This is a genomic window from Deinococcus aquiradiocola, from assembly GCF_014646915.1.
Taxonomy (GTDB): Bacteria; Deinococcota; Deinococci; order Deinococcales; family Deinococcaceae; genus Deinococcus; species Deinococcus aquiradiocola.
This window is the reverse complement of sequence record NZ_BMOE01000018.1, coordinates 1-26,244: the sequence shown is the minus strand read 5'-3', so window position 1 is coordinate 26,244 and position 26,244 is coordinate 1. Positions and strand designations below refer to the sequence as shown.

The following is a 26,244-nucleotide window of genomic DNA, read 5'->3' as shown; positions in this document are numbered from 1 at the left end:
TCAGCGCCAGCTGAGCAGGTCCGGGGTCAGGTGCGCCGTCTCGTTGAAGCTGTCGAGGCTGACGCGGCCCGTCCCGAAGGTGAGGCGGGTGATGCTGGCGTTGCGGACGCGCCAGTTGAGCTTCAGGGCGGACGCGTCCGGTGCGTCCAGCACGCCTGCCACGACGCTCCCGATCACGCCGCCGGACGTGAAGGCGACCACGGTGCTGCCGGTGGGGGAGGCGAGCAGGTCGCGTACGGCGGCGCGCACGCGGGACCGGAAGTCCGCCCAGGACTCCACCTGCGGGTGCGTCGTCTCGCCCGTCAGGTAGGTGTCCGTGAGGCGTTCCAGCATCTTCTGGAAGGCGCGGTTGCGGTCTGGCAGTTCGTTCTCGCGGAGCGCCTCGGCGTCCCGGTACAGGTTCCGGAAGTCCGGGTCGCGCTCCGCGAGGATCGGTGCGAGGTGACGCAGCAGGCCGTCCCCGTCGTACTCCGCGAGGCCCGGTAGGCCTTCCGGCGCGGGCCAGTGCCCGCCTGCCGCCGCGTGCGCGAGCTGCGCGGAGCGCGTCTGCCGCACGAGCGGGCCGTGCACGACGCGCGTGGGCTGCACGCCGGACGCCTGGAGGAACGCCCCGACCGCGTTCGCCTGCCGTTCCCCGAGGGGGGAGAGGCGGTCGGTGTCCGCCTCGAACGGCGTGGCCTGCCCGTGCCGGACGAGCAGCAGCTGACTCACGCGCCGCCCGCCGCGATCTGCCGGGCCGCTTCCGTCATGAGGCTCTGCGCCTGCTCGCCCAGCACCGCGAAACGCGGGTCGCGCGTCTGCCCGGCCCGGTAGCGGGCGTAGATCTGCTGCACGATCACCGCGAGCTTGAACACGCCCAGCACCTCGTACCACCCGATGCGCGAGAGGTCGCGGCCCGACTGCCGGGCGTAGCGGGCCAGGAACTCCTCGCGGCTGAAGAAGCCCTCGTGACCGGCCCCCAGGCGAATCTGTCTGCTCGGCGGGAAGCCGCGCTGCGTCCAGTAGCAGAGCGTCAGGCCCAGGTCCACCAGCGGGTCCCCGATGGCCGTCATCTCCCAGTCGAGGAGCGCCACCACCTGCCGGGGGTCGGCAGCGTCGAGCATCAGGTTGTCGAGCTTGTAGTCGTTGTGGACCAGGGTGTGCGCGGACTCCTCGGGGACGTTCGCGAGCAGCCACCCTGCCACGTCCGCCGCGTCCGGTGTGGGGTCCGTCTCGGCGCGCTGCCAGCGGCCCGCCCAGCCTTCCACCTGACGGCGGTTGAAGCCCTGCGGTTTGCCCAGCCCGTCCAGGCCCGCCGCCACGATGTCGATGGCGTGCAACTGCGCGAGCGTGTCCGCGAGCGCCTCGCTCATGTGGCGCGGCGCGTCCGGAAGCCCCTGGTACTCGGCGGGAACGTCCGTGCGCGCCACCACGCCCCGCCGCCGCTCCATCAGGAAGAACGGCGTGCCGAGCACCGCCGTGTCCTCGCACAGCAGCACCGGGGCGGGCGCGGGCGGGAACACCGGGTGGATGCGGGACAGCAGGTGGTACTCGCGCACCATGTCGTGCGCTTTCGGCGCGACCGGACCCATCGGGGCGCGGCGCAGCACGTACTCGGCCGTGCCGCCGCCCGGCGCGTCCACCTGCAGCCAGTACGTGAGGTTGCTGTGCCCGCCCGGGAACTGCGCGAGGCTGACGCCCTCCGCGCCGCCCGGCAGGTGCGTGCTCAGGTACGCGCGCAGCGCGTCCGTGTCCAGTTCCTCGCCCGTCCGGACGGGCGCGGTGTCCGGCGCGGCGGGTGCGGTGCCGCGCGTCATGCCTGCCCGGACTTCCCGCCGAAGGCCGCCCTGCCCTGCGTGAGGAGCGCCATGGCCTTGGTCCGCAGGTGCCGCATCTTGCTGATCCAGGTGTCGTAGTCGTTGGCCTTCTGCTGGAAGCCCGTCAGGGTGGTGGGGTGCGTGGTGATCAGGAACTGTTCCTTCTCCAGCGCCTCCATGACCCTGTCGGCCAGGAAGTCGGTCGTGACGGCCGTGAGCTGCAGGCTCGGCGCGTTCTGGATCATGGGCGTCCACACGCCTTCCGGGCACAGGCACGACACGCGGATGCCCTGCTCGCCGTACGTGACGGCCAGCCACTCCGCGAAAGCCAGCGCGGCGTGCTTCGTCACGGCGTAGGGGGCGCTGTGCAGTTCCGTCAGCAGGCCCGCCGCCGACGCGGTGTTCAGCAGGTAGCCCTCGCCGCGCTCGATCATGCGCGGCACGAGGTGCCGGGCGGCCCACACGTGACTCATGACGTTCACGTCCTGAATGAGCGTCCAGTGCTTGTCGAGCGTTTCCGGTCCGGCCCCGATGGCGATCCCGGCGTTCGAGCAGAACAGGTCGATCACGCCCTCCTGCGCGTACACGTCCTCGATGAGCCGCACGATGTCCTCTTCGCGCGCGACGTTCGCCTGCACGAACCGCGCGCCTGCCTCCTGCGCCTTCTGCGCGCCGAGTTCGGCGTTCAGGTCCGACGCGATCACGCGCGCGCCCTCCTGCACGAAGCGCTGCACGAGCGCGAGCCCGATCCCGGACGCGCTGCCCGTCACGACCACCACCTTGTCCTTAATCTGCACTGACGACCTCCTGCTTTCTGGGGGTTCGCGCCCGGAATTCTTCCTTGGCGACGGTTTCGAGGTGCACGGCGTCCGGGCCGTCCGCGAGGCGCAGCGTGCGGGCCTGCGCGTACATGTTCGCGAGCGGCGTGTCCTGCGAGACGCCCGCCCCGCCGAACACCTGGATGGCGCGGTCGATCACGGCGAGCGCCACGTTCGGCGCGACGACCTTGATGGCCGCGATCTGTCCGCGCGCGGCCTTGTTGCCGACCGTGTCCATCATGTGCGCGGCGTGCAGCGTCAGCAGCCGCGCCTGGTCGATCTCGATGCGGCTCCTGGCGATCATCTCGCGCACGGTGCCCTGTTCACTCAGCGTCTTGCCGAACGCCACCCTCGCCTGGCTGCGCGTCACCATCAGTTCCAGCGCGCGCTCCGCCTGCCCGATCAGGCGCATGCAGTGGTGGATGCGGCCCGGCCCGAGGCGGCCCTGCGCGATCTCGAAGCCGCGCCCCTCGCCGAGCAGCATGTTGCTGGCCGGGACGCGCACGTTCTCGAAGGTGACTTCGGCGTGCCCGTGCGGTGCGTCGTCGTACCCGAAGACCGTCAGCATGCGCCGGATGGTCACGCCGGGCGCGTCCATCGGCACGAGGATCATGCTCTGCTGCAGGTGTCTGGGGCCGCCGGGGTCGCTCTTGCCCATGAAGATGGTGACCTTGCAGCGCGGGTCGCCCGCGCCGCTCGTCCACCACTTGTGGCCGTTGATGACGTACTCGACGGTTCCATCAGGGGCAATGTCCCGCACGATTTCCGACTGGATGTTGGTGGCGTCGCTGCTCGCCACGGCCGGTTCCGTCATGGTGAAACTGCTGCGGATCTCGCCGGCCAGCAGTGGCCGCAGCCACGTGTCCTGCTGCTCGCGCGTGCCGTAGCGGGCCAGCACTTCCATGTTGCCGGTGTCGGGCGCGTTGCAGTTGAAGATCTCGGGCGCCCACCACACGCGGCCCATGATCTCGCACAGGGTGGCGTACTCCAGGTTGGTGAGGCCCGCCCCGAACTGCCCCTCGGTGTCGGTGCGGGGCGGCAGGAACAGGTTCCAGAGGCCCTCCTGCTGCGCGAGCGGTTTGAGGTCCTCGATCAGCTGGACGTGCTCCCAGCGGTTCCCGGTGTTCACCTGCCGGTCGAACTCGGCCTCGTTCGGGTAGATGTGTTCCTCCATGAAGCGCGTCAGGCGCTGCTGCAGGTCACGGACTCGGGGTGAAGCATCGAACATGGTCATGGCACGCTCCCGGAATGAATGGAGGGCGACCCGCCCGCTCCGTGCGCGGAACGTGGGGGGCCTGTACAGGGTGTAGACGCGGGTATCTTAGCGCCTCCTCCTGAGGATGTTGTACCGGGTTGAACATGAGGGGCCGTGAGCGTTCACGGTCCACGCCTGTCGCCCGCACCGGCCGCCGCCTGACGTAGCCTGAGCCATGCCGACCCCCTTCCCGCCCGTGCCGGACGTCCCGGCCCGCCGCAGCGACCACGCCGACACGTACCACGGGCACACCGTCCGGGACCCGTACCGCTGGCTGGAGGACCCGAACAGCGCCGAGACGCGCGCCTTCGTGGACGCGCAGAACGCCCGCACGCGCGCCGCCCTGGACCCCCTCCCGCCCCGCGCGGCCCTGCAGGAGCGCCTGACGGGCCTGTGGAACCACGCGCGCCGCCAGCCCCTCTGGGAGCGCGGCGGGCAGTACTTCCAGTTCCGGAACGACGGCCTTCAGGACCAGAACGTGCTGTACGTCTCGGACCAGTCGGACGGGCAGGAGGCGCGCGTGCTGCTGGACCCCGCCACCTTCAGCGACGACGGCACGGTCGCCCTGAACGCCCTCTCCGTCAGCCGCGACGGACGCTGGCTCGCGTACGCGCTCAGCAGCGGCGGCAGCGACTGGCACGAGTGGCGCGTGCGCGACGTGCAGACCGGCACGGACCTGCCCGAACGCCTCCCGCACGGCAAGTTCAGCGGCGCGACCTGGCTGCCGGACAGCAGCGGCTTCCTGTACAACCGCTACGCCCCGCCCGCCAGCGGCGAAGCGTACACCGCCACCACCGACGCGCCCCGCGTCACGCTGCACCGCCTGCACACCGACCCCGCGCACGACGAGGTCGTCCTGCACCGCCCCGACCAGCCGGAATGGGGGTTCGGCACGCAGGTCACCGACGACGGCCGCCTCCTGATCGTGACCGTGACGCGCGGCACCGCCCGCCGCAACCAGCTGTGGGTGCGCTCCCTGCAGGACCCGCTGGACGGCGGGGCCTTCACGCTGCTCGTCCCGGACTTCCGCGCGTCCTTCCGCGTGGTCGGCAGCGACGGCGACGACCTGTACGTCCACACCGACGAGGACGCCCCCAGGGGCCGCCTGCTCAGCTGGAACGTCCGCACCGGCGAGCGCCGCGAACTGCTGCCGGAAGGCCCGGACCTGCTGGGCGACGTCCTGACCGTACCGGACGGCTTCGTGCTGCACACCCTGCAGGACGCGTCGAGCCGCCTGACGCTCGTGGACCGGGACGGCGCGCACGCGCGGCCCGTCCCGCTGCCCGGCCTGGGCACCGTGCAGGCCCTGGACGGGCACGCCACGAGCAGCGAGGTCTTCGTGGGCCTCACCGGATTCCTCACGCCCACCGCCACGTACCGCCTCGACCTGACGGACGCCGCCCTGCACCTGCTGTGGCAGCCGGACCTGGGCCTCGACCTCGCCGGGTACGAGGTCCGGCAGGAATTCGCACTCAGCCGCGACGGCACCCGCGTCCCGATGTTCATCGTGGGCCGCACCGACGCGCTGGACGGCCCGCCCGCCCCCACCCTCCTGTACGGGTACGGCGGCTTCGACATCTCGCTCACGCCCAGCTTCGAGGTGTCGCGCCTCGCGTGGCTGGAACGCGGCGCACTGCTCGCCGTGGCGAACCTGCGCGGCGGCGGCGAGTACGGCCGCGAGTGGCACGAGGCCGGCACACACGCCCGCAAACAGAACGTCTTCGACGACTTCGCCGCGTGCGCCGAGCACCTGCACGCCCGCGGGTACACCACGCCCGCCCAGCTCGGCATCGAGGGCGGCAGCAACGGCGGCCTGCTCGTCGGCGCGACCCTCGTGCAGCGCCCCGACCTGATCGCCGCGGCCGTCGCACACGTCGGCGTGATGGACATGCTGCGCTTCCAGCACTTCACGATCGGCTGGGCGTGGACGAGCGACTACGGCAGCAGCGACACCCCCGACGGCTTCGAGGTGCTGCGCCGATACAGCCCGCTGCACACCCTGACGCCCGCCCGCTACCCCGCCACGCTCGTCACGACCGGCGACCACGACGACCGCGTCGTCCCCGCCCACAGCTACAAGTTCGCGGCGCAACTGCAGCACGACCAGCAGGGTCCCGCCCCCGTCCTGCTGAGCGTGCAGACGCGCGCCGGACACGGGGCCGGGAAGCCCGCACGCCTCGTGATCGAGGAGAAGGCCGACATGTACGCCTTCCTGCTCGCGGCCCTCGGGGAGGGCCGGGGAGACGGGCGGGTCAGCGCAGGTGCGGCTCGTAACTGACCACGATCCGCCCGCCCTGCCGCACCAGCAGGATCCCGCCCGCCGCGATGTCCAGCACCAGCAGTTCCCGCAGCAGCGCGGCGGGCGCGCCCGGCAGGATCACGGCCAGGTCGCCCTTGTAGTCCAGGCGGAGCGTCACCACGCGCGCCATCACCTCGATGGTGATCGGTTCGCCCGTGAACTCCAGCACCACCAGTTCGCCCGGCCCGCCGACCCGCATGTGCCCCAGTTCCGTCACGGGGCGCGGCGTGCTGCCCGGATCGCTTTCCGGGCGGGTGGCGGGGTTCAGGACGCGCCGCAGGCTCTTCATGACGGCCTGTGTGCGCGTTTCTCCCGCCTCGACCGCCTCGTCCGCCGCGCGGAACACCGCGTCGTTGTCCTGCGCGGAACGCTGCCGCATCCGGACCAGCAGGCCCTCCACGCCCTTGCGCGCGAAGGTCAGCAGGGCGTCCGGCGACGCCGCTCCGTACCGTTCGGCGCTCAGGACGTTCACGCTGCTCGCGTCGATCCGGCCGTCCCGGTAGCGTTGCGCGGCGGCCCGCGCAAGCCGCAGGTTCAGGTACGCGCCGCTCGGGTCGAGCAGCAGCGACACCGCGCGCGCCAGCGTCAGCAGTTCCAGCAGGCCCTTGTCGTTCGGGCGGGCCACGAGGTACAGGTAATCGGTGTACAGCAGCGCCTGACCGCTCACGTCGCCCAGCATGACCGTGATGGCCGCCGCGTCCGGGTCCGGATGGCCGGGCCGGACGCGGGACGTCAGGCGGTACTCCAGCGGCCCGATCGCGACGAGCCAGCCCTCCCCGGCCCGCTTCCAGCGCAGCGGCAGGCCGCGCCACATCGCCATGCTGTGCCCGCTCAGGCGGATGCACAGCACCGAGTTCCCGTCGTCCGGGGTGCTCAGCGAGAACCTCGGGGTGGCGGCGTACAGGGCGCGCGGCAGGGGCGGCAGTTCCGGCCCGAAGCCCGCCTCGGACCCCGGAATGATGCTCTCGATGAACGCCGTGAGCCGCTCGGCCGCTTCCCGGATGCCCAGCCGTTCGCGGGCCGTGCGGGGCGGCCCGACCTCCGCGCGGATGCCCTCGATCAGGGTGCGCGTCAGGTCGGGCGGCAGGTGCTCGCGTTCGGCCGCCTGCACGCGCGCGTCCATCACGTCCTGGTCCGGGTGGCGCGGGAAGGGATTCTGGCTGAGTTCCGTCACGGCCCGCCGCAGCCGCAGCAGCGCCTGCTGCCGCGCGCCCGGCAGCAGCGACGCCGGGTCCAGGAACGCCGCGCACACCTGGTCCGCGAGTCCCAGCACGATGCGTTCCGCGACGCTCGGCGTGGACAGCGACGCCAGCGGGTCCCCGGCGCGCGGAACGGACATGCTCGTCTCGCCGCGCTCCAGGTTCACGGTCAGGGCGTACGCGCAGCGCAGCGTCACGAGTTCCGCCTCACGCAGCCACAGGTGCGCCTGCGTGCGCGCCTGCGCCCGCACGTTCTCGCGCCACACGGCGGAACGCAGGCCCTCCAGCGACAGCAGTTCCGTCTGCAACAGGTGCTCGCTGCCGCCCGCCGCCTGCATGCCCGAAGCCTCGCCCGACCCCCACGCCGTGACGGGCTCGGGTGCCGGCTGCGGCGCGGACTGCCGCCGGTGCGCCTTCCACACGCGGTCCGTGTGCCCGAACCGGCGCCGCAGCGCGCCCTCCAGCGGCGCGTTCAGCAGCACCTCGCGCAGGTCGCCCAGCGAGCGCTTCCCGCCGCGCGGCGTGCGGCCCGCCAGCAGGTCGCCCACCTTGTACTCGAACAGTTCCACCAGTTCCGCCCAGTACGACTCGCCCTCCCGCGTCGGCCAGTGGGAAGACTCGGGGGCGGGCACGTCCGTGGGCGTCATTGCCGTCAGTATAGGTCGTGGGCAGCCCGCCCGGACGACCCGGCCGCCCCCGACCGGGTGGGTGGGCTGCGCCCCGCAGGGCCTCGGTGCGCCGCAGGGGGCTTGTCAGGGTCTCGTGACGGGGGGCACGGTATAACCTGAGCCATGACGTGTCGCGTGCTGCCGGGCCAGAGTCGCCCGACCCCGGTCCTCTGGGGTCAGGGGCCTGTACGCGCATCCCGGAGGTCCCCCTGAACCTGCTGAACCTGCTGCTGCTCATCGCCATCTTCGTGGTGGCCCTGCTGCTCCTCATCCGTCCTCCGGAACGGATCACGGCGATCGCCGTCGCGGGCCTCGCCGCCCTGCTCGCCGTCTCGCTCGCCGTGCTGGGTGGCCTCGACCGCGCCTGGGGCGTGCTGGCCGTCACGGCCGTCCTCGCGACCGGTGCTTGGGTCCGCTTCAGTCAGGACCAGGAGGACGTGGTCCGCGCGGGCGGCCGCCCCACCCGCCGCCAGCCGCTGCGCGTGCAGCGCACCGCCAAACCCACCCTCACGAACAAGCACCCCAGCACCACCCAGACGGGCTTCGACCTGCGTTTTCAGGATTACGACGTGCTGGACCGCATCGGGGTGGGCGGCATGGGCAGCGTGTACCGCGCGCGCCGCAAGAACGACAACCGCATCGTGGCCCTCAAGGTCCCGCAGGAGAAGTACCTCGCGGACGCCAAGTTCGTGAAACGCTTCTACCGCGAGGCGGAAGTCCTCAAGCGCTTCTCGCACGCCAGCATCGTCCGCGTGTACGACTACAAGGCGCAGGGCGCCGAGCACTACATCGCGATGGAGTTTCTGGACGGCGAGAGCCTGGAGGCCGTGCTGGAGGAACGCCAGATGAGCTTCTCGGAGAGCGTGCAGGTCATCCGGACGCTCAGCGACGCGCTGCGCCACATTCATGCGCAGAACGTCGTGCACCGCGACATCAAGCCCGCCAACGTCATGCTGCTGCGCGGCGCCTTCGTGGACGGCAAGCTCCGCGAGGGCGGCGTGAAACTCATGGACTTCGGCATCGCGGTCGGCAAGGTCCTCACGCGCCTCACCATGACGGGCGCCCGCGTCGGCACGCCCATCTACATGGCGCCCGAACAGGCCAAAGGCAACCGCGTGGACGCCCGCAGCGACGTGTACTCGCTCGGCCTGCTCGCGTACGAGATGGTGTCCGGCCAGACGGCCTTCAAAGGCAGCTACGAGGCGGTCGTGCACCAGCAGGTGTTCGAGTCTCCCAAACCGCCCCGCCAGATCCGGCTGGAAGTGCCCGGCAAGCTCAACGACCTGATCCTCAGCATGATCGAGAAGGACCCCGCCAGCCGCCCCACCCTCGACGAGGTCATCGCGCGGATCGACGCGGGCGTCCTCAGCGACGAGCAGTTCGAGGACCCCATGGCGCTCGCCATCAGCCTGCAGGAGAAACGCGGCGCGCTGCGCCTGCTGGACCTGAGCGGCAAACTGCGCGTCTCGCTGCGCGACATCCAGGGTCCCGGCGCGCTCCCCTCCGTCCCGAACGCGCTGTGCAGCGACCCGGACGGCAACCTGTACCTCAGCATGCTGGAGTACCGGCAGGGCAAGAGCGGCGCCCTGATCCGCAAGCTCGGCCCGGACGGCACCGAACTCCTGAGCTTCGGCGCGTACGGCCTCGGCGAGGACGAACTGCTGCAGCCGATCAGCATCGCGGTGCAGGACGACCGCGTGTACGTCCTCGACGCCGAAGCCTTCCACGTCGTGGTGTTCAGCAGCGACGGGAGCTTCGTGCGCCGCTTCGGCGGGCGCGGTCCCGGCCAGGGCCGGTTCGAGGCCCCGAAACTCCTCGCGGCCGCGCCCGCAGGTGACATTCACGTGCTGGACAGCGGCAGCCGCGAGGTGCAGCGCTTCACGCCCGAAGGGCAGTACATCTCCCGTTACGCCTTCCGTCAGGACCGCAACAGCGACACCCTCCGCCCGCTGGACGGCCTGGGCGTGGACGTGCACGGCGCGGTGTACATCGTGGACGGTGCGGCCAGCAAACTCCGCAAGATCGAGGCGGACGGCACGCCCGGTCTGACCTTCCCGCTCGACACGCTGGTCGGCGAACCGAACGACGCGCCGTGGCTGCTGCAGGTCACGCCCGAAGGGCAGATCTACGCCGTGCGGCGCGGCGGCCAGGTGCTCCGCACGTACAACTCCGTCGGTGACCTCCTCACGAGCGCCGACATGTACGCGCCCGTGCAGGCCGTCGCGCTGCTGCCCCGCCCGCACGCGAGCGGCCCTGCACCGGCACTGGACGGCGGCCACGGGAACGGCACGCCCCTGCGGCCCGGCGCGCACACCCTCACCACCCTCAACTGACCGGCCCTTCCTGCGGCCCGGCACGCGCGTGAAGTGCGTGCCGGGCCGCGCGCATACCGCATGCCGGGCGGGACGCGTGACCCGGACAGTGACACCGGCTGCACTCTGACGGTGCGGCCCACCCGGGGGAAGATGGCAGCCCGGTGATATTCTGCTCAGGGTCAAGGGTTCCTGGTGTGGTCCCTGCAAGGCCGGAGTGTCTGCCCGTGCGTCCGGGATCTCCCGCACGCGACGTGGCCCGGGACCGCGCCGGAAGCCGCTGGATGTTCACAGAGACTGGATTCTCTCAAGGAGGCAATGACGATATGTACCGAGGCAGAGAGGGGCAGTGGGCATTCTTGCTTCACCGCCTGTCCGGACTGGCGATTCTGTTTTACCTGCTGTTGCACGTGGTCAGCATCTCGCTGTTCGTGTTCGGCGAGGACCCCTACATGGCCGTGCACCGCCTGTACGACTTCTGGCTGTTCCGCGTGGGCCTGATCTTCGTGACGGCGGGCGTGGTGTACCACTCGCTCAACGGCCTGCGGATCATCGTCATGGATTTCACCGGCAAGGGCATCGCGTACCAGCGTCAGATGTGGTACGGCGTGATGGCCCTGACCCTCGTCGTCATGCTGTACGTGGCGTACATGGTCGTGCCGCGCATTCTGGCGGGAGTCTGACATGATCAAGGCCAAGACACTCACGGACGCGCGCGCCCAGGCGAGCGGCAACAACGAACTGACGTGGTGGATCTTCATGCGCATCAGCGGCCTGCTGCTGGTGTTCCTGATCCTGGGGCACATCTACATGACCTTCGTGCAGGTCAGCGAGAGCGACGCGACCTTCGACGCGGTCGTCAGCAAGCTCAGCAACCCCGCCTGGAAGTTCTACGACTGGCTGATCCTGGTACTCGCCATGCTGCACGGCGTGAACGGCGCCCGCTACAGCATCGAGGACTACGTCCGCAGCCGCCCCAACCGCTTCTGGGTGAAGGGCGTGTTCTTCTCCGTGGTCGGCATCATTCTGGTGCTGGGTACGGTTGGACTGTTCAGCATCCGCTAGCCTGAGGTTCGATATGCATCATAAATACGATGTTTTGGTGGTAGGCGCGGGCGGCGCGGGACTCATGGCCGCCCTGTACGCCGCGAAGGGCGACGTGTCGGTCGCCGTGATCAGCAAACTCTACCCGACGCGCTCGCACACCGGCGCGGCGCAGGGCGGTGTGGGTGCCGCGCTCGGCAACATCGCCGAGGACCACTGGGAATGGCACATGTTCGACACCATCAAGGGTGGCGACTACCTGACCGACCAGGACGCCGCCGAGGTGTTCAGCAAGGACGTCATCGAGGCCGTGTACGAGCTGGAACACATGGGCCTGCCCTTCTCCCGCACGCCTGAAGGCAAGATCGCGCAGCGCAAGTTCGGCGGTCACACCCGCGAGTTCGGCAAGGCCGCCGTGGAACGCAGCTGCTACGCCAAGGACCGCACCGGGCACATGATCCTGCAGACCCTGTACCAGCAGAACGTCAAGGCGGGCACCACCTTCTTCAACGAGTTCCACGTCCTCGACCTGATCATCGAGAACGGCCGCTGCTGCGGCGTCGTCGCGTACGAACTCGCGACCGGCGAGATCCACACCTTCCAGGCCAAGTCGGTCATTCTCGCGTCGGGCGGGTACGGCCGCATCTTCAAGATCACCAGCAACGCCCTCACGCTGTCCGGCGACCTGATGAGCATCTACTACCGCAAGGGCCTCCCACTGGAAGACATGGAGTTCTACCAGTTCCACCCGACGGGCCTCACCAAGCTCGGCATCCTCATCACCGAGGGCGTGCGCGGCGAGGGCGGCATCCTGCGCAACAAGGACGGCGAGCGCTTCATGGAACGCTACGCGCCCACCATCAAGGACCTCGCGCCGCGCGACATGGTCAGCCGCGCCATCATCACCGAGATCCGCGAGGGACGCGGCGTCGGCCCCGACAAGGACGCCATCTACATCGACCTGACGCACCTGCCGAAAGACGTGATCGAGACGAAACTCAGCGAGATCACCGACCTGAGCCGCACGTACCTGGGCCTGGACCCCGTCACGGACCTCGTGCCGATCCAGCCGACCGCGCACTACGCCATGGGCGGCATCCCCACCACCATCGACGCCGAATGCATCGCCAACGACCAGGGTGACCTGGTCGAAGGCCTGTACGCGGCGGGCGAGGTGGCCTGCGTGTCCCTGCACGGCGCGAACCGCCTGGGCACCAATTCATTGGGCGACCTGATCGTCTTCGGGCGCCGCGCCGGCATGTTCGCCAGCAAGTACGCGAAGACCGCCGACATGCCCGACATGCCGGAAGGCGCCGATCTGTACTCGCGTGAACTCGTGGCCCGCGTCAAGGACAACGGCGGCAGCGAGAACGCCGCCCGCATCCGCAAGGAACTGCAGGCGACCATGATGGACAACGTCGGCATCTTCAGGAACGGCCCCGACATGCAGAAGCAGGTCGATATCCTGAAGGACCTGCGCGCCCGTTACAACCAGGTGTCGGTCTCGGACCCCAGCACCCGCTACAACAGCGAACTGATCGAGACGCTGGAACTCGGCTTCATGCTCGACTGCGCCGAGGCCATGACCGCCAGCGCGCTCAACCGCACCGAGTCGCGCGGCGCGCACGACCGCGAGGACTTCCACGCCCGCAACGACGAGCAGTGGCTCAAACACACCATGGCCTACAAGGGCGAGAACGGCGAGGTGCGCATCGGGTACAAGCCCGTCGCCCTGAAGGGCTACACCCGCGCCTTCGAACCCAAGCCGCGCGTCTACTGAGCTTCCGCCACCGGCCCCCGCCACGCGGGCGGCCGGGACGGGCATTCCCAAAGGAACCCCATGAAAATCAACGTCAAGATTCTCCGCTTCGACCCTGAAAAGGACAAGAAGAGCCACTGGGAGGTCTACCCGGTCGAGGCCGAGCCCGGCGACCGCGTCCTCGACGTCCTCAACAACGTCAAGTGGTACACGGACAGCACCCTCACGTTCCGCCGCTCCTGCGCGCACGGCATCTGCGGCAGCGACGCCATGCTCATCAACGGCCGCAACCGCCTCGCCTGCAAGACGCTGCTGCAGGACGTCGTCAAGGACGGCGGCAGCATCACCGTCGAACCGATCCGTGGCCTGAAGGTCGAGAAGGACCTGCTCGTCGACATGGACCCCTTCTTCGACGCGTACCGCGCCGTGATGCCCTGGTTCATCAACGACGACGCGCCGCCCGTCACGGAACGCATCCAGTCGCCTGAAGCGGCCGAGCACATGGACCACGGCAGCAACTGCATCCTGTGCGCGTGCTGCACCACCAGCTGCCCCATCTACTGGGTGAACGGCTCGTACCTCGGTCCGGCCGCCATCGTGCAGGCGCACCGCTTCATCTTCGACAGCCGCGACCACGGCGCGCAGGCCCGCATGGCGGTCCTCAACCAGAACACCGGCGTGTGGCGCTGCCGCACCGCGTACAACTGCACCGAAGCGTGCCCGCGCGACATCCCGATCACGCAGCTGATCGAGGAAGTCAAGCGCGCCGTGATGTACACGCAGTAACGCCCGCTTCCCACCCCGGCACGCGCGGCCCGCCTGGATATCCAGGCGGGCCGCGCGTGTTGCTGGCTCACGTCCGGGTGGAGGGTGAGGCGCGCAGGTGGTACTTGACGAGGCTCGCGTAACTGCTGTTCTGCAGCAGGCACACCAGCGTCGCGTCCTGCGTGGCATGCAGCCGGTAGATGAGCAGGCAGTGCCGCGCGTACTCCAGCTGCAGGCACAGCAGTTCCTCGCCGTCCGGGCGGGCGGCCGTCAGGAAGGGGCGGTACAGGTCGTCCGGGATGCCCTGGCCGCTCTGTTCGCTGGTGTGGCCGGACGCGTCCAGCAGCAGGACGCCCAGCACGCCGGGCCGGTTCATGAGCGCGGCGGGCAGGGTGGGTGCTGTGTGCTGCCGTCCGGGCGGCGGGACGGGCAGGCGCAGGTGGTGCGCGAGCCGTGCGAGCAGCAGCGTCTCGGAGAACGGTTTGCCGAGCAGGTCCAGTGCGCCCGCGTCACGGCTGTCTCGCTGCAGCCGTTCGCTCCACTGGCCACTCATCAGCAGGACCGGCAGGGCGGACATCCGCAGCTGCCGGCACAGGGCCAGGCCGTCCATGTCCGGCAGCTGCACCTCGCAGAGCACCACGTCCGGACGGTGCCGCTGGACGCTGCGGACCGCGTCCGTCGCCCGCACGGCGCTGCGTGGCGTGTACCCGTGCCGTTCCAGCAGGCGTTCCAGTGTCGTGCGCTGACTCGCGTCCGGCTCCACCAGCAGCACGTCGATCACGGCGCGCCACTGCCGTGCCTGCACGGCCCGCGTGACGGCGGGCGCGTCGGGCGTCCTGCATTGTGGTGCGCTGCGGTGTGCGTGGCTTCCCCCTCCGACTGGTCTCCCGTCAGTGAAGCGCACGCGGGCTGTCACAACTCTTACGTTCCGTGAAGGCCGGTGTGGGCGTCCCGCACTGCCGTCCTGGCAGGTGTCACCCCCTGAGGGGCAGCGCTCACGAATCGGGGGGCGCGGCGCTGTCGTGCTGGCCCGGAGGGGTATGCTGGAGCAGCTATGGACGAGTCTCTACACAGCACGGTGATGTCTGGCGCCGAATTGTCCCACGACAGCGCCACCTTCGTCGAGGCGCTGTACGAAGCCTACCTTCAGGACCCCGCGTCAGTCGCTGACGACTGGCGGGCGTACTTCGACGGGCTTCGTGGCGGCATTCAGGAAACCCCGCACGGCCCGGTACAGCAGCGCTTCCTCGCGCTGGGGCAGCAGCGGCTCACGCGGGCCGCGCCTCAGGCCGCGCCCGGCAAGGCGTCGGCGGCGCAGCAGGTGGCGAGCGCCCTGGTGAGCGCGTACCGCGTGTACGGTCACATCTCCGCCCACAAGAACCCCCTCACCATCCGGCCCGCCGCGCAGGTGCCGGAACTCACGCCCGAGTACTACGGCCTGACCGACGCCGACCTGAACGAGACGGTGCACGAAGGCCCCTTCCAGGGCACGCTGCGCGACGTGATCGGCCAGCTGCAGGGCGCGTACTGCGGCAGCATCGGGTACGAGTTCTCGTACCTGCCGTCCACCGAACGCGAGTGGTTCCAGGAGCGCATCGAGTCGGTCGGTGGCCGCCCGCAGTTCAGTGAGGCGCAGCAGCGCCGCATCCTCAGCAAGCTGAACGCCGCCGAGGGCCTCGAACGCTACCTGGGGCAGCGGTACGTCGGCCAGAAGCGCTTCTCGCTGGAGGGCGGCGAGAGCTTCATCCCGCTGATGGACCGCATCGTGCAGCTCGGCGGGGAACTCGGCATCAAGGAAACCGTGATCGGCATGGCCCACCGGGGCCGCCTGAACGTCCTCGTGAACCTCTTCGGCAAGAAGCCCGCCGACCTCTTCGCGGAATTCGAAGGCAAGAAACGCCTCTCGGACGACCCTGACGTGGCGGGCGACGTGAAGTATCACATGGGCTTCAGCAGCGACGTGCAGACGCCCGGCGGCCCCATGCACCTCGCGCTCGCGTACAACCCCTCGCACCTGGAGATCGTGTCGCCCGTCGTGCACGGCAGCGTCCGTGCCCGCCAGGACCGCCGCAACGACACCGAACGCAAGCAGGTGCTGCCCATCACCATCCACGGTGACGCGGCCGTGTCCGGCCAGGGCGTCGTGATGGAGACCATCAACCTGTCGCGCCTGCGCGGCTTCACGACGGGCGGCGCCGTGCGCATCGTCATCAACAACCAGATCGGCTTCACGATCAGCGACCCGCGCGACACGCGCAGCAGCCGCTACTGCACCGACGTCGCCAAGATCGGCAACGCGCCCGTCATGCACGTCAACGGTGACGATCCCGAAGCGGTCGCCTTCGCAGGCGAACTCGCGCTCCGCTACCGGCAGGAGTTCGGCAAGGACGTCTTCATCGACCTGATCTGCTTCCGCCGCCACGGGCACAACGAGTCCGACGACCCCACCATGACGCAGCCGATCATGTACCGCGAGATCAAGGTGCACCCCGGCACGCGCGCCCTGTACGCCCAGCGCCTCGAAGCGCAGGGCGTCCTGAAGGCCGGTGAGGCCGACGCACTCGTCGACAGCTTCCGCGACCGGCTCGACGCGGGCGAATCCGTGGTCGAGGAGATCCGCAACGACGAGCAGAGCGCCCTCGCGCTCGACTGGCGCAAGTACCTCGACACGCACTGGTCCGAGGAATCCCGCACCGCCGTGCCCGCCGCGACCCTCAAGCAGCTCTCCGAGCGCCTCACCGAGGTGCCCGAAGGCTTCGGCCTGCACCGCGCCGTCGACAAGGTCCTCAAGGCCCGCCGCGAGATGGGCGACGGTCAGGCGCCCGTCGACTGGGGCATGGGCGAAACGCTCGCCTACGCCACCCTGCTGATGGAAGGCTACAACGTCCGCCTCGACGGGCAGGACGCCGGACGCGGCACCTTCGTGCACCGTCACGCCGTGCTGCACGACCAGAACGCCTCCGACCCCGCCAGCGAGGAATTCATGCCGCTCGCGCACCTCGCGCCGCAGCAGGGCCACGTCGAGGTGATCGACAGCACCCTCTCCGAGGAGGCCGTCATGGCCTTCGAGTACGGGTACGCCACGAGCGCGCCCGACTCGCTCGTCATCTGGGAAGCGCAGTTCGGTGACTTCGCGAACGGCGCGCAGAGCGTCATTGACCAGTTCGTGTCCGCCGGTGAGAGCAAATGGCAGCGCCTCGCGGGCCTCACCCTGCTCCTCCCGCACGGCTACGAGGGCCAGGGCCCCGAACACAGCAGCGCCCGCCTGGAACGCTACCTGCAGCTGTGCGCGCAGAAGAACATGCAGGTCGTGGTGCCGAGCAGCGCCTCGCAGATCTTCCACCTGCTGCGCCGCCAGATGATCCGCCCGTACCGCAAGCCGCTCATCGTCATGAGCCCCAAGAGCCTGCTGCGCAACAAGGCCGCCATGAGCCCCCTGAGCGACCTCACCGACGGCCGCTTCTGCGAAGTCATCGGCGACACCGGCCCCAGCGGCCTGAAACGCGTCGTGATCAGCAGCGGCAAACTCCACTGGGAGCTCGACACGGCCCGCGAGAAGGCCGCCATGCAGGACGACGTGGCCCTCGTGCGCCTCGAACAGCTGTACCCCTTCCCGGCCGAGCACCTCGAAGCCGAACTGCAGAAGCACCCCGGCGCCGAAGTGATCTGGGCGCAGGAGGAACCGCAGAACCAGGGCGCGTGGCTGATGATCCAGGACAGCCTGCGCGAATCCCTGCAGCCGGGCCAGACGCTGCGCTACGCGGGCCGTTCCGCCAGCGCCAGCACCGCCGCCGGGTACGCCCAGGTGCACGCCCGCGAGCAGGCGGCCGTCATCACCGCCGCGCTCGGCGAGAAGGTCCCCGTCCAGACGCTCCCCGTCCAGCAGGAAGCCACCGCCCAGTCCTGACCGTGAGGCCCGTGGTGCGGCCATGCAGCCGCCCGCCACGGGCTTCACGCCTGCCCGGTCACGCCCGCCCCGCCACGACGGCGCGGCCCTGACCCCACCCCCCAAGGAGCTCCAAGCATGCCGAACATCAACGTCCCCGTCTTTTCCGAATCCGTGAGTGAAGGCACCCTGCTGTCCTGGAACAAGAAGCCCGGCGACAGCGTCAAGCGCGGCGAGGTCCTCGCCGAGATCGAGACCGACAAGGTCGTCCTCGAAGTGACCGCCCTGCAGGACGGCGTCCTGAGCAGCGTCAGCGCCCAGGAAGGCGACACCGTCCTGAGCGAACAGGTGATCGGCGTGCTCGGCGAGGCCGGCGCCGCTGCCCCCGCCGCTCCTGCCGCCGCGCAGGACGCCGCCGCTGGCCCCGTCGCGGGCGAGAGCACGGCGGGCGGCACCGCCGCGCAACCCGACAGCAGCAGCCAGAGCGCCCAGGCGCAGCAGAGCAGCGGCAACGCCCCTGCCCTGTCGCCCGCCGTGCGCAAGGTCGTCGCCGAGAACAACCTCGACGCGTCGCAGATTCCCGCGACCGGCCCCAAAGGCAACATCACCAAGCAGGACGCCGTGACCGCCGCCAGCGCCCCCGCCGCCCCCCAGGCCCCGGCCTCCACTCCTGCCGCCGCGCCCGCCGCCCCCGTGCAGAGCGGCCCGCGCGCCGAGCAGCGCGTCCCCATGACCCGCATCCGCCAGCGCATCGCGGAACGCCTCAAGGACGTGCAGAACACCGCCGCCATCCTCACCACCTTCAACGAAGTCAACATGAAGCCTGCCATGGACCTGCGCAAGAAGTACCAGGACCTCTTCGTGGCGAAACACGGCGTCAAGCTCGGCTTCATGAGCCTCTTCGTGCGCGCCGCCACCGAGGCCCTCAAGGCCTTCCCCGCCGTGAACGCCAGCATCGACGGCAAGGACATCGTGTACCACGGGTTCTACGACATGGGCATCGCCGTCGCCAGCGAACGCGGCCTCGTCGTCCCGATCCTGCGCGACACCGACCAGCTCAGCCTCGCCGACATCGAGAAGGCCATCAGCGGCTTCGCGCAGAAGGCCAAGGCCGGCAAGCTCACCATGGAAGACATGAGCGGCGGCACCTTCAGCATCACCAACGGCGGCACCTTCGGCAGCATGATGAGCACTCCCATCATCAACGCCCCGCAGAGCGCCATCCTGGGCATGCACAACATCATCGAGCGCCCCATCGCCCAGAACGGGCAGGTCGTCATCGCGCCCATGATGTACCTCGCGCTCAGCTACGACCACCGCATCATCGACGGCAAGGAAGCCGTGCAGTTCCTCGTGACCATCAAGAACTACCTCGAGGACCCCGCCCGCATCCTCCTCGACCTCTGATCCCCGGTTGAACTGACCGCCCGAAGGCCAGCCGGGCGGAAGCCAAGCCGCCGCCTGCCCCGCACGCCGCCCCACCGATCACGGTGCGGGCGGCGTTCCCGTACCCGGCGCGGGTGTACCCTGTGGGCCACGATGTACACCACCTACGGCAGACCCGAACCTCTCGACTGGCTGGTCCTCGCCCCTCACCCCGACGACGCCGAGATCGGCGTGGGCGGCACCCTGCTGCGCCTCGCGCACGCCGGACGCGCCACCGGCATCCTGGAACTCACGCAGGGCGAGGGCGGCACACAGGGCGACCCGGCCACCCGCGAAGCGGAATGCCGCGCCGCCGCCGCCATCCTGCAGCTGACGTGGCGCGGCCAGCTGGGCCTCCCGGACGGCGGCCTGATGGACACGCCGCAGCAGGCGCGCGCGCTCGCCACGGCGCTGCGCTGGGTGCGTCCGCGCGTGCTGGTCGTCCCGCACCACCGCGACCGGCACCCCGACCACTTCGGCGCGTACCACCTCAGCAAGCGCGCCGTGCACCTCGCGTCGCTCGCCAAGGCCGACGTGACCGGCACGCCCCACAAGGTCAGCCGCGTCCTGATGTACCAGGGGAACGCCGACATCAACGCCAACGTCCTCGTGGACGTCGAAGCGCACCTGCCGGACTGGGAGCGCGCCATCGCCGCTCACGCCAGCCAGTTCACGGGCGCGGCCATCTCCGAGACGGTCGCGCCGGACGTCGTCGAACGCCGCCGCGCCCGCCTGATGTACTGGGGCACGCTCGGCCGCCGCCGCTACTGCGAAGGCTTCGAGAGCGACGAACCGATGCTCCTCGAACCCGAAAGCCTGTAATCCCAACCTGAGCGGAACGCGAAGTCGCCGCCCGGCTGCGAGCACCAACAGGTCCGGTCTGGAGGAGACGGAAGCGGGCAAGCGTCCTCATGGGCGCTGTTCTGACCAGGAAGCGGGCAGGCGTCCCCTCCTGCGGAGCCGTGCCCGTCATGAGCACTGATCTGCCCAGGAAAGGATTCTGGAAACGGCACCGGCATTTCTGTCATCGGATCAACACCATAGAACGCAGACCCCGGAAACGGACCGCGCACCTCCGCCACACGGCCCGGCCCCGGTACGCCGTCCGGCCCATGCGCTCCCACCGCACGCCGCCCACACTGGAGGCATGAACGACCACACCCTCTCCAGACGCCTCTCGTACCTGCTGCGCCACGCCCCGCACGAGGCGGGCCTGACGCTCGCGCCCGGCGGGTGGGTGCCGCTCGCACCCGTGCTGATCCACCTGAGCGTCACGCGCGCGCAGGTCGAGGCGGTCGTGGCAGGCAGCGACAAGGGGCGCTTCAGCCTGCGCGGCGACCACATCCGCGCCAACCAGGGGCACAGCGTGCCCGTCGATCTGCAACTGACCCCGGCCACGCCCCCCGCACTCCTGTACCACGGCACGCATGCGGGCGCCCTGGCCGCCATCCGCGCCGAGGGGTTGCGCGCCATGAACCGCCACCACGTTCACCTCTCGCCCGACCCGGACACCGCCTGCCGCGTGGGTGCGCGGCGCGGCCCGCCCGTCGTCCTGACCGTCCGGGCAGGGGAGATGCACGCCGCCGGGCACGCCTTCCTGGTCAGCGAGAACGGCGTGTGGCTGACGGACACCGTGCCGCCCGCTTTCATTCACGGGGATGCATAACGTCCCCCGCCTTCCCGGTGTGGGCATGCCCTCCAGCACGGCGTGAACATGACCGTCTGGCGGGCATTGACAGGCCGTGCATACCGGGGTATCCTGTTTTTATCACCGCCGAAGAAGGCGGTTTTTTCGTTTCTCGTCCCGATCACCTGTGGTCCGGGCAGGGCGGGACGCACGCTAGCCTGACGGTATGGATCTCGCTGCTGCCCGTGCCGCCCTGCAAGCCGCCTCCCGCGTCGCCGTGCTGACCGGCGCGGGTGTCAGTGCCGAGAGCGGCATCCCCACCTTCCGTGACGCGCAGACCGGCCACTGGGCGCGCTTCCGGCCCGAGGACCTCGCCAGCCCGCCCGCCTACCGGCGCGACCCCGTGATGGTGTGGGAGTGGTACGCGGGCCGCTACCGGGACGTGCTGGCCGCCCAGCCGAACGGCGCGCACCACCTGCTCGCCCGGCTGGAGCGCGAGAAGGGCGCGGGCTTCTTTCTCGCCACGCAGAACGTGGACGGCCTGCACGCCCGCGCCGGGAGCGGCCAGGGTGGGGGGCGCATGGTGGAACTGCACGGCAATCTCCTCAGTGCGCGGGACGAGGTGACGGGCGACGTGTTCCCGCTCGCCGCGCCCGCCGAACTGGTCACGCCGCCCACCTCGCCGCTCGGGAACCGCATGCGGCCCAACGTCGTGTGGTTCGGGGAGTACCTGCCGGAAGCCGCCCTGGAAGCCGCCGCAGACGCCTTCGCGGCCGCCGAGGTCGCGCTGGTCATCGGCACGAGTGGCGCCGTGTACCCGGCCGCCGGACTGGCCGCCGAGACGCTTCAGCGCGGCGGGATCGCCATCGAGATCAACCCCGTCGAGACGGACATCTCCTGGCAGATGACGCACTGCGTGCGCGACGTCGCGTCACGCGGCCTCGCGGCACTGCTGGGCGAGGGCTGACCGGCTGTCCCCCGGCGGGTGTCTGATTTCTCCCACACCTGCGGCCTGCTGGGCTGATACCTTCAGGGTGGCCCGCTCCTCCGGGGGTGGGCCGCTTCCTTCGGGGCGGGGTGAAATTCCCTACCGGCGGTGATGTCGCTTCAGGCGGCGCGGGTCGTCCCGCGTCACCCGGGCGGAGCGAGCAGAAGCCTCGCCCTGCTGAACCGACTCAGCCCGCGAAGCCCGCGCAGACTGCACCACGCGCAGGCCCGATCTGGTGGGATTCCAGAGCCGACGGTCAGAGTCCGGATGAGAGAAGGAGGAACGCTGCCTGCCCCCCCGGCGGGCGGCGACAGACCATGTATGAAGTGAATGCTCCACCCGCAGGGGTGGCGGCGGCACTGCCGGTGGACGAGCGGTTCATGACGCTCGCGCTGGAGCAGGCTGCCGGAGGACTGGGCCGCACGGCGCCGAATCCCCCCGTGGGCTGCGTGATCGTGCAAGGTGATGAATTGGTGGGCCGAGGCTTCCACCCGAGGGCCGGTGAGCCGCACGCGGAGGTGTTCGCCCTGCAAGGCGCGGGCGAGCGGGCGCGCGGGGCCACCGCTTACGTGACGCTGGAACCGTGCAGTCATCACGGTCGGACGCCGCCCTGCGCGGACGCGCTGATCGCAGCGGGCGTGCGGCGGGTGGTCGTGGCGGCGCTCGACCCGAACCCGCTGGTGGCGGGGCGCGGCGTGCAGAGGCTCCGCGAGGCAGGGATTGAGGTCACGGTCGGCGTGCTGGAAGCCCAGGCCGAGCGGCAGCAGGCGGGCTTCCGCAGCCTGATCGTGCGGGGCCGCCCGTGGGTGGTGGCGAAGTACGCCATGACCCTCGACGGCAAGGTGGCGGCGCTGCGCGAGGGGAACGGTGCGGTCAGCGGCCCGCAGGCCCGCGAGCACACCATGCGCTGGCGTGACGAACTGGATGCCATCGCGGTCGGCAGCGGCACGCTGGGCCTGGACGACCCGGCCCTGACCACGCGCGGCGTGCCGGGGGGTCGTGACCCGCGCCCGGTGGTGTTCGACCGCCGCGCCGCCAGCCGCCCGCAGGCCCGCGCGTGGCGTGACGGGGCCGTCCTCGTGACCACTCCCGACAGCGACGCCTCCGCGCACGAGGCGGCCGGGATCACCGTGCTGCGCGCCGGCACGCCCGCCGACGCCCTGAGCGGCCTGGCGGGCCTGGGCGTCAGCAGCATGCTGCTGGAGGGCGGCCCGACCCTCCTGAGTGCCTTCCTCGCGCAGGGACTGGTGGACGAGGTCAGGGTGTTCGTGTCCACGAAACTTCTCGGCGCGGGCCTCAGCCCCCTGACCGCCCCGGCGCGGCCCATGCACGAGGCGCAGGAATTGCACGAAGTCACCGTCGAACCGCTCGGCCCGGACGTCCTGATCACCGGCCTGCTGCACGACATCCCGCGCGTCTGAACCTTCATACACCGTGGAGGGGGGGCGAGTGCGCCCCTGCCTCCACCCGAGGTCAACACATGTTTACTGGAATCATCGAACAGGTGGGCGTCATTGCCCGCACCACAGAGAACGAGGGGAACCTGACCGTCACCATCCAGCCCGCGCGCATGTGGGCGGACGTGGAACTGGGCGAGAGCATCGCCGTGAACGGCACCTGCCTGACCGTGACCACCTGGGACGCGGCGGGCTTCACCGTGGACCTCAGCCGCGAGACGCTCGCCAAAACTGCCCCGCACTGGCGGGAGGGCACGAAGGTGAATCTGGAGCGCGCCATGACCGCCCAGGCCCGTTTCGGCGGGCACGTCGTGAGCGGGCACGTGGACGGCGTGGGCACGGTCCTGCGCGTGGACGCCCAGCCCGGCGCGTACACCATGACGGTGCGTGCCGCGCCGCACCTCGCCCGCTACCTCGTGCCGAAGGGCAGCGTCACCGTGGACGGCGTGAGCCTGACCGTCGTGGACGCGGGCGGCCCCGCAGGCAGCCGCGCCGACCTGCGCCCGGACGAGTTCACGCTGTGGCTCGTGCCGCACACCCTGGAGGTCACCACGCTGCACACCTGGGCGGCGGGCACGCAGGTGAATCTGGAGGCGGACCAGATGGCCAAGTACGTCGAGCGCCTGATCCTGATGCGCGACTGGACACCCGAACAGCCCGGTCAGGAGGTGACGGCATGACGCTCGCCTCCATCCCCGAACTGCTCGCGGAACTGCGCGCGGGGCGGCCCGTGATCCTCGTGGATGACGAGCACCGCGAGAACGAGGGCGACCTGCTGATGCCCGCCGCCACGGCCACGCCCGAATGGGTGAACTTCATGGCGCGCGAGGGACGCGGCCTGATCTGCGTGACCCTCACGCCCGACCGAGCCCGGGCGCTGGACCTGACCCCCATGGTGGGCAGCAGCACCGACCCGAACGGCACGGCATTCACCGTCAGTGTGGACCACGTGAGCAACAGCACCGGCATCAGCGCCTTCGACCGCGCCGCCACCATCGCCGCCCTGATGGACGACGCGGCGAGGCCCACGGACTTCCGCCGTCCGGGCCACATCTTCCCGCTCGTCGCGCGGCCTGGCGGAGTGCTGCGCCGCGCCGGGCACACCGAGGCCGGCTGCGACCTCGCGCGACTGGCGGGCTTCGCGCCGGTCGGTGTGATCTGCGAGATCATGGGGGACGACGGCGAGATGAGCCGCCTCCCGGACCTCCTCACCTTCGGGGAGCGGCACGGGCTGAAGGTCGGCAGCATCGAGGCCCTCATCGCGTACCGCATGGAACACGACCCCTTCATGCAACTTGTGGCGGAAGCCCGGCTGCCGACCGAACACGGCGAGTTCCGCCTCGTCGGTTTCGAGGACACCCTCAGCGGCGCGGAACACGTCGCGCTCGTCATGGGCGACGTCACCCCCGACCCCCTCCTGGTGCGCGTGCACAGCGAGTGCCTCACCGGGGACGGCTTCCACAGCCTGCGCTGCGACTGCGGCCCGCAACGCGACGCCGCCATGCAGGCCATCGCCGCCGAGGGCCGCGGCGTCCTCGTGTACCTCCGCCAGGAGGGGCGCGGCATCGGCCTGCTGAACAAGATCCGCGCCTACCACCTTCAGGACGGTGGCGCGGACACCGTCGAGGCGAACCTGCAACTGGGTTTTCCCGCCGACGCCCGCGACTTCGGCATCGGCGCGCAGATGCTGCACCTGCTCGGCGCACGGCAACTGCGCGTCCTGACCAATAACCCCCGCAAACTGCACAGTCTGGGCGGCTTCGGCCTGGAAGTCGTCGAGCGCGTGCCCCTGCACGCCGGGCGCAACGCCCACAACGCCGCGTACCTCAGCACCAAGGCCGCCAAACTCGGTCACCTCGGCACGGACGGCCGCGGCGACTGAGCGGCCTGGGGGCCTCGGAGCCGCCCTCCCCACCATCCCTTTCATCCTCAAGGAGACCCACCATGAACCGAATTGAAGCCAACCTGCTCGCCACCGACCTGAAGTTCGCCGTCGTCAGCACCCGCTGGAATCACCTGATCGTGGACCGGCTGGTGGAGGGCGCGGAGCTGGCGTTCGTGCAGCACGGCGGACGGACGGAGAACCTCAATCACTACCTCGCGCCCGGCAGTTACGAGGTGCCGCTGATCGCTCGGAAACTCGCGGAGTCCGGCAGGTACGACGCCGTGGTCTGCCTGGGGGCCGTCATCAAGGGCGACACGGACCACTACGATTTCGTGGCGGGCGGCGCGGCGACTGGCATCCTGAACACCAGCCTGCATACGGGCGTCCCGGTGGCGTTCGGGGTGCTGACGACCGACACGGTCGAGCAGGCCCTGAACCGCGCCGGGATCAAGGCCGGGAACAAGGGCGCGGAGGCGGTCCTGGCGATGATCGAGACGGTGAATCTGCTGCGTCAGATCGGCTGACCCGCGTGGGCGGACGGCAGGAACGAAAAAACCGCCCCTGAAGGACGGTGATAGAAACAGGATACCCCGGTATGCACGGCAGGTCAAGCGTATGAGGGCTGTGGTCGTGGACTCTTGGGCACGACAGTGGTTCAATGAACCATGAACGAGCTTACGTGTCCGCATTGCGGCGCCGTCCGCATCGTCAAAAACGGCCATGCCCACACCGGCAAGCAGCGTTACCTGTGCCGTATCTGCAAGTATCAGTTCACGCTCGACCATACCCGACCCCCGATTTCACCTGAAACCGTCGCTCTGGTCGACCGAATGTTATCCGAACGGATCTCCCACCGGGGGATCTGCCGGGTGGTCGGCGTCAGCCGCTCCTGGTTCCGCAGACACCTGAAAACCCTGGTCAACAGCGTCCCACACCGCATCGATCCGTTGGAGGTGATGTCGTCAAAAACGTGAGCACTCCAGCACCAGCGTCGCTGGTGCTGGAGTGCGACGAACTATGCACCTTTGTGACCAAGCAGACAAAGCAGCGCTGGATCTGGC

22 protein-coding genes and 1 riboswitch are annotated in these 26,244 nt (G+C 70.0%); of the genes, 16 read left to right on the top strand and 6 right to left on the bottom strand.

Features of this window, described 5'->3' with window-relative positions:
* Genes IEY33_RS17295 through IEY33_RS17280 form a run of 4 tightly spaced genes read right to left on the bottom strand, consistent with a single transcriptional unit; the run spans position 1 to position 3,848 of the window.
* Positions 1–711 carry a histidine phosphatase family protein gene (locus tag IEY33_RS17295; protein WP_188964545.1) on the bottom strand — a complete coding sequence of 237 codons (711 nt, stop codon included), beginning with the start codon at positions 709–711 and terminating at the stop codon, positions 1–3.
* A complete protein-coding gene (locus tag IEY33_RS17290) occupies positions 708–1,796 on the bottom strand; it encodes a phosphotransferase family protein (RefSeq protein ID WP_188964544.1) in 1,089 nt (362 codons plus the stop codon). The genes IEY33_RS17295 and IEY33_RS17290 overlap by 4 nt, the downstream gene beginning before the upstream one ends.
* Positions 1,793–2,593, bottom strand: a complete 801-nt coding sequence (locus IEY33_RS17285; RefSeq protein WP_188964543.1) for an SDR family oxidoreductase — start codon at positions 2,591–2,593, stop codon at positions 1,793–1,795. Before IEY33_RS17285 ends, IEY33_RS17290 begins: the two co-directional genes overlap by 4 nt.
* Positions 2,583–3,848 carry an acyl-CoA dehydrogenase family protein gene (locus IEY33_RS17280; protein WP_188964542.1) on the bottom strand — a complete coding sequence of 422 codons (1,266 nt, stop codon included), beginning with the start codon at positions 3,846–3,848 and terminating at the stop codon, positions 2,583–2,585. The genes IEY33_RS17285 and IEY33_RS17280 overlap by 11 nt, the downstream gene beginning before the upstream one ends.
* A gap of 196 nt (positions 3,849–4,044) precedes the next feature.
* Here IEY33_RS17280 and IEY33_RS17275 point away from each other — a divergent pair, with 196 nt between their 5' ends.
* Complete coding sequence (locus tag IEY33_RS17275; RefSeq protein ID WP_188964541.1) at positions 4,045–6,147, top strand: prolyl oligopeptidase family serine peptidase; 2,103 nt, start codon at positions 4,045–4,047, stop codon at positions 6,145–6,147.
* Here the strand turns inward: IEY33_RS17275 and IEY33_RS17270 are convergent.
* Positions 6,122–8,014, bottom strand: coding sequence for a hypothetical protein (locus tag IEY33_RS17270; RefSeq protein ID WP_188964540.1), 1,893 nt, complete (start codon positions 8,012–8,014; stop codon positions 6,122–6,124). The genes IEY33_RS17275 and IEY33_RS17270 overlap by 26 nt on opposite strands.
* A gap of 239 nt (positions 8,015–8,253) precedes the next feature.
* On the opposite strand from IEY33_RS17270, the gene IEY33_RS17265 reads away from it, so the two are divergent.
* The 5 genes from IEY33_RS17265 (at position 8,254) to IEY33_RS17245 (ending at position 13,936) form a co-directional block, all read left to right on the top strand.
* Positions 8,254–10,368, top strand: coding sequence for a protein kinase domain-containing protein (locus tag IEY33_RS17265; protein WP_188964569.1), 2,115 nt, complete (start codon positions 8,254–8,256; stop codon positions 10,366–10,368).
* Positions 10,369–10,673: 305 nt separating this feature from the next.
* Complete coding sequence (sdhC, locus tag IEY33_RS17260; protein ID WP_188964539.1) at positions 10,674–11,030, top strand: succinate dehydrogenase, cytochrome b556 subunit; 357 nt, start codon at positions 10,674–10,676, stop codon at positions 11,028–11,030.
* Between the two features lies 1 nt (position 11,031).
* Positions 11,032–11,412, top strand: coding sequence for a succinate dehydrogenase hydrophobic membrane anchor subunit (locus IEY33_RS17255; RefSeq protein WP_188964538.1), 381 nt, complete (start codon positions 11,032–11,034; stop codon positions 11,410–11,412).
* 13 nt (positions 11,413–11,425) lie between these two features.
* Entirely contained in the window at positions 11,426–13,171 is a 1,746-nt protein-coding gene (sdhA, locus tag IEY33_RS17250; RefSeq protein ID WP_188964537.1) for a succinate dehydrogenase flavoprotein subunit, read from the top strand.
* 60 nt (positions 13,172–13,231) lie between these two features.
* Positions 13,232–13,936, top strand: coding sequence for a succinate dehydrogenase iron-sulfur subunit (locus tag IEY33_RS17245; RefSeq protein ID WP_188964536.1), 705 nt, complete (start codon positions 13,232–13,234; stop codon positions 13,934–13,936).
* 67 nt (positions 13,937–14,003) lie between these two features.
* Here the strand turns inward: IEY33_RS17245 and IEY33_RS17240 are convergent, their stop codons facing one another.
* On the bottom strand, positions 14,004–14,720 hold the full coding sequence (locus tag IEY33_RS17240) for a response regulator (RefSeq protein WP_188964535.1): 717 nt from the start codon (positions 14,718–14,720) through the stop codon (positions 14,004–14,006).
* 276 nt (positions 14,721–14,996) lie between these two features.
* Here IEY33_RS17240 and IEY33_RS17235 point away from each other — a divergent pair, with 276 nt between their 5' ends.
* The 10 genes from IEY33_RS17235 to IEY33_RS17190 all read left to right on the top strand — a co-directional run bounded on the left by IEY33_RS17235 (position 14,997) and on the right by IEY33_RS17190 (position 26,157).
* Entirely contained in the window at positions 14,997–17,822 is a 2,826-nt protein-coding gene (locus IEY33_RS17235; protein WP_373288139.1) for a 2-oxoglutarate dehydrogenase E1 component, read from the top strand.
* Between the two features lie 117 nt (positions 17,823–17,939).
* A complete protein-coding gene (odhB, locus tag IEY33_RS17230; protein WP_188964533.1) occupies positions 17,940–19,208 on the top strand; it encodes a 2-oxoglutarate dehydrogenase complex dihydrolipoyllysine-residue succinyltransferase in 1,269 nt (422 codons plus the stop codon).
* A 132-nt stretch (positions 19,209–19,340) separates the two neighbouring features.
* On the top strand, positions 19,341–20,048 hold the full coding sequence (locus IEY33_RS17225) for a PIG-L family deacetylase (RefSeq protein ID WP_188964532.1): 708 nt from the start codon (positions 19,341–19,343) through the stop codon (positions 20,046–20,048).
* A gap of 325 nt (positions 20,049–20,373) precedes the next feature.
* Positions 20,374–20,892: an RNA 2'-phosphotransferase gene (locus IEY33_RS17220; protein WP_188964531.1), complete on the top strand. Its 519-nt coding sequence runs from the start codon at positions 20,374–20,376 to the stop codon at positions 20,890–20,892.
* Positions 20,893–21,079: 187 nt separating this feature from the next.
* Positions 21,080–21,820 (top strand): Sir2 family NAD-dependent protein deacetylase, encoded by a 741-nt coding sequence (locus tag IEY33_RS17215; protein WP_188964530.1) that lies wholly within the window; start codon positions 21,080–21,082, stop codon positions 21,818–21,820.
* 92 nt (positions 21,821–21,912) lie between these two features.
* Positions 21,913–22,124: riboswitch (FMN riboswitch) on the top strand.
* Positions 22,125–22,221: 97 nt separating this feature from the next.
* Positions 22,222–23,262: a bifunctional diaminohydroxyphosphoribosylaminopyrimidine deaminase/5-amino-6-(5-phosphoribosylamino)uracil reductase RibD gene (gene ribD, locus IEY33_RS17210; RefSeq protein ID WP_188964568.1), complete on the top strand. Its 1,041-nt coding sequence runs from the start codon at positions 22,222–22,224 to the stop codon at positions 23,260–23,262.
* A 59-nt stretch (positions 23,263–23,321) separates the two neighbouring features.
* Positions 23,322–23,978, top strand: a complete 657-nt coding sequence (locus tag IEY33_RS17205) for a riboflavin synthase (protein WP_188964529.1) — start codon at positions 23,322–23,324, stop codon at positions 23,976–23,978.
* Positions 23,975–25,180, top strand: coding sequence for a bifunctional 3,4-dihydroxy-2-butanone-4-phosphate synthase/GTP cyclohydrolase II (locus IEY33_RS17200; protein WP_188964528.1), 1,206 nt, complete (start codon positions 23,975–23,977; stop codon positions 25,178–25,180). Before IEY33_RS17205 ends, IEY33_RS17200 begins: the two co-directional genes overlap by 4 nt.
* 62 nt (positions 25,181–25,242) lie before the next feature.
* Positions 25,243–25,707 (top strand): 6,7-dimethyl-8-ribityllumazine synthase, encoded by a 465-nt coding sequence (gene ribH, locus IEY33_RS17195; RefSeq protein ID WP_188964527.1) that lies wholly within the window; start codon positions 25,243–25,245, stop codon positions 25,705–25,707.
* Positions 25,708–25,848: 141 nt separating this feature from the next.
* Positions 25,849–26,157 carry an IS1/IS1595 family N-terminal zinc-binding domain-containing protein gene (locus tag IEY33_RS17190; protein WP_188964526.1) on the top strand — a complete coding sequence of 103 codons (309 nt, stop codon included), beginning with the start codon at positions 25,849–25,851 and terminating at the stop codon, positions 26,155–26,157.
* Positions 26,158–26,244: the final 87 nt, after the last annotated feature.

Coding starts and splice junctions, on each gene's coding strand:
- IEY33_RS17190 (WP_188964526.1), top strand. CDS start 25,849: ATGAACGAGCTTACGTGTCCGCATTGCGGCGCCGTCCGCATCGTCAAA.
- IEY33_RS17220 (WP_188964531.1), top strand. CDS start 20,374: ATGAACGACCACACCCTCTCCAGACGCCTCTCGTACCTGCTGCGCCAC.
- ribD (WP_188964568.1), top strand. CDS start 22,222: ATGACGCTCGCGCTGGAGCAGGCTGCCGGAGGACTGGGCCGCACGGCG.
- sdhC (WP_188964539.1), top strand. CDS start 10,674: ATGTACCGAGGCAGAGAGGGGCAGTGGGCATTCTTGCTTCACCGCCTG.
- IEY33_RS17215 (WP_188964530.1), top strand. CDS start 21,080: ATGGATCTCGCTGCTGCCCGTGCCGCCCTGCAAGCCGCCTCCCGCGTC.
- IEY33_RS17280 (WP_188964542.1), bottom strand. CDS start 3,848: ATGACCATGTTCGATGCTTCACCCCGAGTCCGTGACCTGCAGCAGCGC.
- IEY33_RS17200 (WP_188964528.1), top strand. CDS start 23,975: ATGACGCTCGCCTCCATCCCCGAACTGCTCGCGGAACTGCGCGCGGGG.
- odhB (WP_188964533.1), top strand. CDS start 17,940: ATGCCGAACATCAACGTCCCCGTCTTTTCCGAATCCGTGAGTGAAGGC.
- IEY33_RS17245 (WP_188964536.1), top strand. CDS start 13,232: ATGAAAATCAACGTCAAGATTCTCCGCTTCGACCCTGAAAAGGACAAG.
- IEY33_RS17270 (WP_188964540.1), bottom strand. CDS start 8,014: ATGACGCCCACGGACGTGCCCGCCCCCGAGTCTTCCCACTGGCCGACG.
- IEY33_RS17205 (WP_188964529.1), top strand. CDS start 23,322: ATGTTTACTGGAATCATCGAACAGGTGGGCGTCATTGCCCGCACCACA.
- IEY33_RS17275 (WP_188964541.1), top strand. CDS start 4,045: ATGCCGACCCCCTTCCCGCCCGTGCCGGACGTCCCGGCCCGCCGCAGC.
- IEY33_RS17255 (WP_188964538.1), top strand. CDS start 11,032: ATGATCAAGGCCAAGACACTCACGGACGCGCGCGCCCAGGCGAGCGGC.
- IEY33_RS17235 (WP_373288139.1), top strand. CDS start 14,997: ATGTCTGGCGCCGAATTGTCCCACGACAGCGCCACCTTCGTCGAGGCG.
- sdhA (WP_188964537.1), top strand. CDS start 11,426: ATGCATCATAAATACGATGTTTTGGTGGTAGGCGCGGGCGGCGCGGGA.
- IEY33_RS17225 (WP_188964532.1), top strand. CDS start 19,341: ATGTACACCACCTACGGCAGACCCGAACCTCTCGACTGGCTGGTCCTC.
- IEY33_RS17290 (WP_188964544.1), bottom strand. CDS start 1,796: ATGACGCGCGGCACCGCACCCGCCGCGCCGGACACCGCGCCCGTCCGG.
- ribH (WP_188964527.1), top strand. CDS start 25,243: ATGAACCGAATTGAAGCCAACCTGCTCGCCACCGACCTGAAGTTCGCC.